This window comes from Streptomyces palmae, from assembly GCF_004684805.1.
In the GTDB taxonomy this organism is placed as follows: Bacteria; Actinomycetota; Actinomycetes; order Streptomycetales; family Streptomycetaceae; genus Streptomyces; species Streptomyces palmae.
The window spans coordinates 1-5499 of sequence record NZ_SRID01000429.1; the positions used below are offsets into that span (position 1 = coordinate 1).

The following is a 5499-nucleotide window of genomic DNA, read 5'->3' on the forward strand; positions in this document are numbered from 1 at the left end:
GGGGTGGCGGGTGTGAGCTGGGTGCGGTGGTCGAGGTGTGTGAGGCGGCTCCACGCGCCCTCGGACGCCGGGGCGGCCGCGTCCCGCGTCTCCGCGGGGCCGGCCGTGCCGGGGGTTGGGCCGCCCGGTCGCGTCGCCGGGGCGCGCGCCGGGCCGCTTGGCGGGTGCCTGGCCCGGCCGTCGGACGTGAGCCCGACCGCTGGACGTGGCCTGACTCGGCCGTTGGGCGGGAGCCCGGTCGCTGGACGGGCCTGACCCGGACGTCGGACGGAAGCCTGCCCCGGCCATCGGCGTGCCCCTGGCCTGCCGTTGGGTGCGGCCTGGGGCCGGCCGTTGGACGTGGGCCGGGTTCTGCCGTCGGAGCGGGCCTGGTCCCGCCGTCGGGCGTGGCGGGTCGGCCGTGCGGCCGGCGCTTGGCCGGCCCGGGCCTGCCCGTCGGCGGGCTGTGGGCACGTCCGTACGGCGGGAGGCGGCCCTGGCCGGGGCCGGTTCCGTCGAGGCCCGGCCCGGTGGTCGCCCGGGAATCGGCCCCCGCCCGGCCGGAGCCGGTCCGCGGCGGCTCGCTACTCCGCCTTCACCTCGGCCATCTGCGTGATCGTGTGCTGGGCGTCCATCGTGACGTCCCAGATGTCGCCGTGGCAGGACTTCGGGTTCTCCGGCTCGCGCTGACCCGCGTCGTAGTCGTCCGTCTTGCCTGAGGCGGCGCACATCTTCACATGCCCGAGCCCGGTGTAGCGCGGGCCGTCGCTGTCACCCGCCCTGGGCTCCCGCAGGACGGTCACCTTTCCCTCGGGGGAGAAGCGGTAGTACTTCTCCTCGCCGGTGGCGGTGTAGGTGACGCCGCTGCCGCAGTCGGCCTTCGCCTCCCTGGCGATGATGTTGTTCATGGCCCCCTCGACGCCCGAGACCTTCAGGAACATGTGGCCCGCGGCAGGCGTGGGGCAGTCCTGGGCGGCGGTGCCCTGAGAAGAGGCGGCGGCGCCGGGTGAGGCATCCGAGCCGGAGCCGCTGTCGGACTCCGGGTCGCAGGCGGTCAGGGTGAGTGCCGCCGAGGCGAGCAGGACCGCGGTGAAGGCATGGCGAATGGAAATGTCGAACCCCCCGATTGAGCACGCCCGGCCAGTGAACGGCAGGGCGGTAGCCGTGGCCGGCACGGTCCGCCGTGATCGGCAGACGGTGGCCACCGCGGAATCGTACAGTCGTGCGGTATTGGTTGGATCTTGACGCGGTAAAGACTTGGTCATGCCCCGTCAGGAACGGATGGCTCAAGGAACGGGCCGGCAGGGCCTTCGAGCGTGTGCCTGCCGGGTGTTGCGGGAGGCCATGCCGCCGCGGGGATCCCGCGCCGAACCTAGGACCCGCGACGGAGTGGAGTTCCGCCCTCTGGCAGGTGTCAGCCGCGGAAACCCCTCTTACGCTGGCCGAATGACCACAGTCGACCCAGCGCGGGGCAGTGACCTCGCGGATCGTGAAGAGGAATCCGCCGTCGAGGCGGCGGAGACCGTGCTCAGCCGACGCTACCGGGCCCTGACCCTGGGCATCATCACCGTCGTCTCGCTCATCGCCTTCGAGGCGAGCGCGGTCAACACCGCGATGCCGGTGGCCGCGGACGCGCTGCACGGGGTCGAGCTGTACGCGTACGCCTTCTCCGCCTACTTCACCGCCAGCCTCTTCGCGATGGCGCTGTCCGGCGAGTGGTGCGACCGGGCCGGGCCGATGGCCCCGCTGTTCACCGGGATCGCCTGTTTCGGGGCCGGCCTGGTCGTCTCGGGTTCCGCACAGCAGATGTGGATGTTCGTCGCGGGGCGCGGCATCCAGGGCGTCGGCGGCGGACTGGTCATCGTCGCGCTCTACGTGATCGTCGGCCGCGCCTACCCCGAACGGCTGCGGCCCTCCGTCCTGGCCTCCTTCTCCGCGGCCTGGGTGGTGCCGGTGATCGTCGGCCCGCTGGTGGCCGGCTCGGTCACCGAGCACGTCGGCTGGCGCTGGGTCTTCCTCGCCATACCGGTGCTGGTGCTGCCGCCGCTGGCCGTGATGCTCCCCGCGCTGCGCAAGCTGCCGGCCGACGACCGCAGCCCCGCCATGGACCGGCGACGCATCCTGCTCGCGCTGGCCGTCGCGGCCGGCGCCGGCCTGCTCCAGTACGCCGGACAGGCGGTGACCGGCGGCGACCACTGGGCGGCGGCGGCCACCGGCGTACTCGGCGCGGCCCTGCTCATCCCCTGCATCCTGCGCCTGCTGCCCCGCGGCACCTTCCGGTCCGCTCGCGGGCTGCCCTCGGTGATCCTGCTGCGCGGGGTCGCCTCGGGCGCCTTCGTGGGCGCGGAGAGCTTCGTTCCGCTGATGCTGGTCAGCGAGCGCGGTCTGTCCCCCACCCTGGCCGGGCTCTCCCTCACCGGTGGCGGCCTGACCTGGGCGGCCGGCTCGTTCACCCAGTCCCGGCCCCGGCTGGAACGCCACCGGGAGCGGCTGATGGGCCTGGGCATGCTGCTGATAGCCGCCTCCATCGCGCTCGCCCCGCTGGCGCTGGTGGACGGCGTCCCGGCCTGGATCGTGGCCGTGGCCTGGGTGATCGGCGGCTACGGAATGGGCCTGGCCATCTCCAGTGGCAGCGTGCTGCTGCTCAAGCTCTCCAGCCCCGAGGAGGCGGGCGTCAACTCCGCCTCCCTCCAGGTCTCGGACGCGCTCGGCAACATCCTGCTGGTGGGCATCAGCGGCGTGCTGTTCGTCTCCTTCGGCGGCGGCTCCACCGCGATCGGCGACCAGCCGGCGGGCGGCGCGGGCAGCCACCCGGCCGCCTTTGCCGCGGTCTTCGCGGCGATGACGGTGATGGCCCTGGTGGGCGCGGCGGTCACGACCCGACTGCGGCCCGTGGAGCGATAACGCCACACCGAGTGGTACCAGAATGACCCCACCCCGGTGGTACCATTCTGGTATGGCTATGAACCTGCGACTCCGTGACGATCAAGCCGACGCTCTGAAGCAGCGCGCCGAGCAGGAGGGCTTGAGCATGCACGCCATAGTGCTTCAGGCCGTCGACGACTACCTGTCCCGTACCGCCCAGCAGGCCATGGTTCGCAAGACGGCCAAGGAGCAGGCGGCCAAGTGGGCCGAGCTCTTGGAGCGGCTCAAGTGACGTTCATCTACCTCTCGGCCGAGGATGTCCTGGACGTCGCGGAGATCGCCTGCAGCGAAATGGAGGTGGTGGTCCGCGACGCCGGATTGCTGGAGTCCGCGGTCCACCGCCCGGCCGCCGCGATGTTCGGACAGGAGGCGTATCCGGACCTCCTCGACAAGGCGGCCGCGCTGTTGCAGTCACTCACGATCAACCATCCGTTCTTCGATGGCAATAAGCGGACCGCTTGGACGTCGTGCGTGACGTTTCTCGCGATGAACGGCGTTCAGCTCAGGCCTGACATCGACGCGGCCGAGAGACTGGTGATCGCGGTGGCGACGGGGGCGTTGGACGAGGTCAAGACCATCGCGGAGGGCTTGCGCGAGCTGCTTGCGCAGGATGTGAGCTGAGTCCCACCCGGGGGTGGACCCCCGCTGTTCCCCCCGGGCGGGTCCCGTCGCACAGGTAGGCTGACGCGGTTGCCGATCCCGAGTCCCGAGCCTTTCCGACGGAGACCGTGACTACCACCGCCGCATCCACCTCCAGTCATCACCTCTCACCGGCCTTCCCCGGCCGGGCTCCCTGGGGCACCGCGAACAAACTGCGGGCCTGGCAGCAGGGGGCGATGGAGAAGTACATCCAGGAGCAGCCGCGCGACTTCCTCGCCGTCGCCACCCCCGGCGCCGGCAAGACCACCTTCGCCCTCACCCTCGCCTCCTGGCTGCTCCACCACCACGTGGTGCAGCAGGTGACCGTGGTGGCGCCCACCGAACACCTGAAGAAGCAGTGGGCCGAGGCCGCGGCCCGGGTGGGCATCAAACTCGACCCGGAGTACAGCGCCGGCCCACTGGGGCGCGACTACCACGGTGTCGCGGTGACCTACGCCGGTGTCGGGGTGCGCCCGATGCTGCACCGCAACCGCTGCGAGCAGCGCAAGACGCTGGTCATCCTGGACGAGATCCACCACGCCGGCGACTCCAAGTCCTGGGGAGAGGCCTGCCTGGAGGCGTTCGACCCGGCGACCCGGCGGCTGGCGCTGACCGGCACCCCGTTCCGTTCGGACACCAATCCGATCCCCTTCGTCACCTACGAGGAGGGCAACGACGGGATCCGCCGCTCCGCCGCCGACTACACCTACGGCTACGGGAACGCGCTGGGCGACGGCGTGGTCCGCCCGGTGATCTTCCTCTCGTACAGCGGCAACATGCGCTGGCGCACCAAGGCCGGCGACGAGATCGAGGCCCGGCTCGGCGAGCCGATGACCAAGGACGCGGTCTCCCAGGCCTGGCGCACCGCGCTGGACCCGCGCGGCGACTGGATGCCCAATGTGCTGCGCGCCGCCGACAAGCGGCTCACCGAGGTGCGCAAGGCCATTCCGGACGCCGGCGCGCTGGTGATCGCCACCGACCAGGACTCGGCCCGCGCCTACGCCAAGCTGATCCGCGAGATCACCGGCACCAAGGCGACCGTGGTGCTCTCCGACGACTCCGGCGCCTCGCAGCGCATCGAGGACTTCAGCCACAACGACGACCGCTGGATGGTCGCGGTCCGCATGGTGTCCGAGGGCGTGGACGTACCGCGGCTGGCGGTCGGCGTGTACGCCACCACCATCTCCACCCCGCTGTTCTTCGCCCAGGCCGTGGGCCGCTTCGTACGGTCCCGGCGGCGCGGCGAGACCGCCTCGGTGTTCCTGCCCACCATCCCCTCGCTGCTCGGCTTCGCCAACGAGATGGAGGTCGAGCGCGACCACGTCCTGGACAAGCCGAAGAAGGAGGGCGAGGAGGACCCGTACGCGGAGGAGGAGAAGCTCCTCCAGGAGGCCGAGCGACAGCAGGACGAGGACACCGGCGAGCAGGACATGCTGCCCTTCGAGGCCCTGGAGTCGGACGCGGTCTTCGACCGGGTGCTCTTCGACGGCGCCGAGTTCGGCATGCAGGCCCACCCCGGCAGCGACGAGGAGCAGGACTACCTGGGCATCCCGGGGCTGCTGGAGCCCGACCAGGTGCAGCTGCTGCTCCAGAAGCGGCAGGCCCGGCAGATCGCGCACAGCCGGCGGAAGCCGGACGCCGAGGCGGACCTCCTCGAACTCCCCGCCGAGCGGCGGCCGGTGGTCACCCACAAGGAGCTGCTGGAGCTGCGCAAGGAGCTCAACTCGCTGGTGGGCGCGTACGTCCACCAGAGCGGCAAACCGCACGGCGTGATCCACACCGAACTCCGCAGGGCCTGCGGCGGCCCACCCAGCGCGGAGGCCACCGCGGGACAGATCCGCGAACGCATCAAGAAGGTACGGGAGTGGGCCACCCGCATGCGGTGACGCCTGCCGGCGGGGGCTCGGCCCGGAGCACCCCGGAGTCCCCGGAGCCCCCGGGGCGGCGGGGCGGCGG

The 5499-nt window shown here is 71.8% G+C and carries 5 protein-coding genes; 4 read left to right on the forward strand and 1 reads right to left on the reverse strand.

What is annotated here, in order from left to right; all coding sequences use genetic code 11:
- Nucleotides 1-563: 563 nt before the first annotated feature.
- A complete protein-coding gene (locus tag E4099_RS28420) occupies nucleotides 564-1184 on the reverse strand; it encodes a hypothetical protein (RefSeq protein ID WP_135341993.1) in 621 nt (206 codons plus the stop codon).
- 241 nt (nucleotides 1185-1425) lie between these two features.
- On the opposite strand from E4099_RS28420, the gene E4099_RS28425 reads away from it, so the two are divergent.
- From E4099_RS28425 to E4099_RS28440, 4 genes are all read left to right on the forward strand, one after another.
- Complete coding sequence (locus E4099_RS28425) at nucleotides 1426-2883, forward strand: MFS transporter (protein WP_135341994.1); 1458 nt, start codon at nucleotides 1426-1428, stop codon at nucleotides 2881-2883.
- A gap of 52 nt (nucleotides 2884-2935) precedes the next feature.
- Nucleotides 2936-3136, forward strand: a complete 201-nt coding sequence (locus E4099_RS28430; protein ID WP_135341995.1) for a ribbon-helix-helix protein, CopG family — start codon at nucleotides 2936-2938, stop codon at nucleotides 3134-3136.
- A complete protein-coding gene (locus E4099_RS28435; protein ID WP_135341996.1) occupies nucleotides 3133-3525 on the forward strand; it encodes a type II toxin-antitoxin system death-on-curing family toxin in 393 nt (130 codons plus the stop codon). The genes E4099_RS28430 and E4099_RS28435 overlap by 4 nt, the downstream gene beginning before the upstream one ends.
- A gap of 107 nt (nucleotides 3526-3632) precedes the next feature.
- Complete coding sequence (locus E4099_RS28440; protein WP_135341997.1) at nucleotides 3633-5429, forward strand: DEAD/DEAH box helicase; 1797 nt, start codon at nucleotides 3633-3635, stop codon at nucleotides 5427-5429.
- The last annotated feature ends 70 nt before the right edge of the window (nucleotides 5430-5499 follow it).

Coding starts and splice junctions, on each gene's coding strand:
- E4099_RS28425 (WP_135341994.1), top strand. CDS start 1,426: ATGACCACAGTCGACCCAGCGCGGGGCAGTGACCTCGCGGATCGTGAA.
- E4099_RS28430 (WP_135341995.1), top strand. CDS start 2,936: ATGGCTATGAACCTGCGACTCCGTGACGATCAAGCCGACGCTCTGAAG.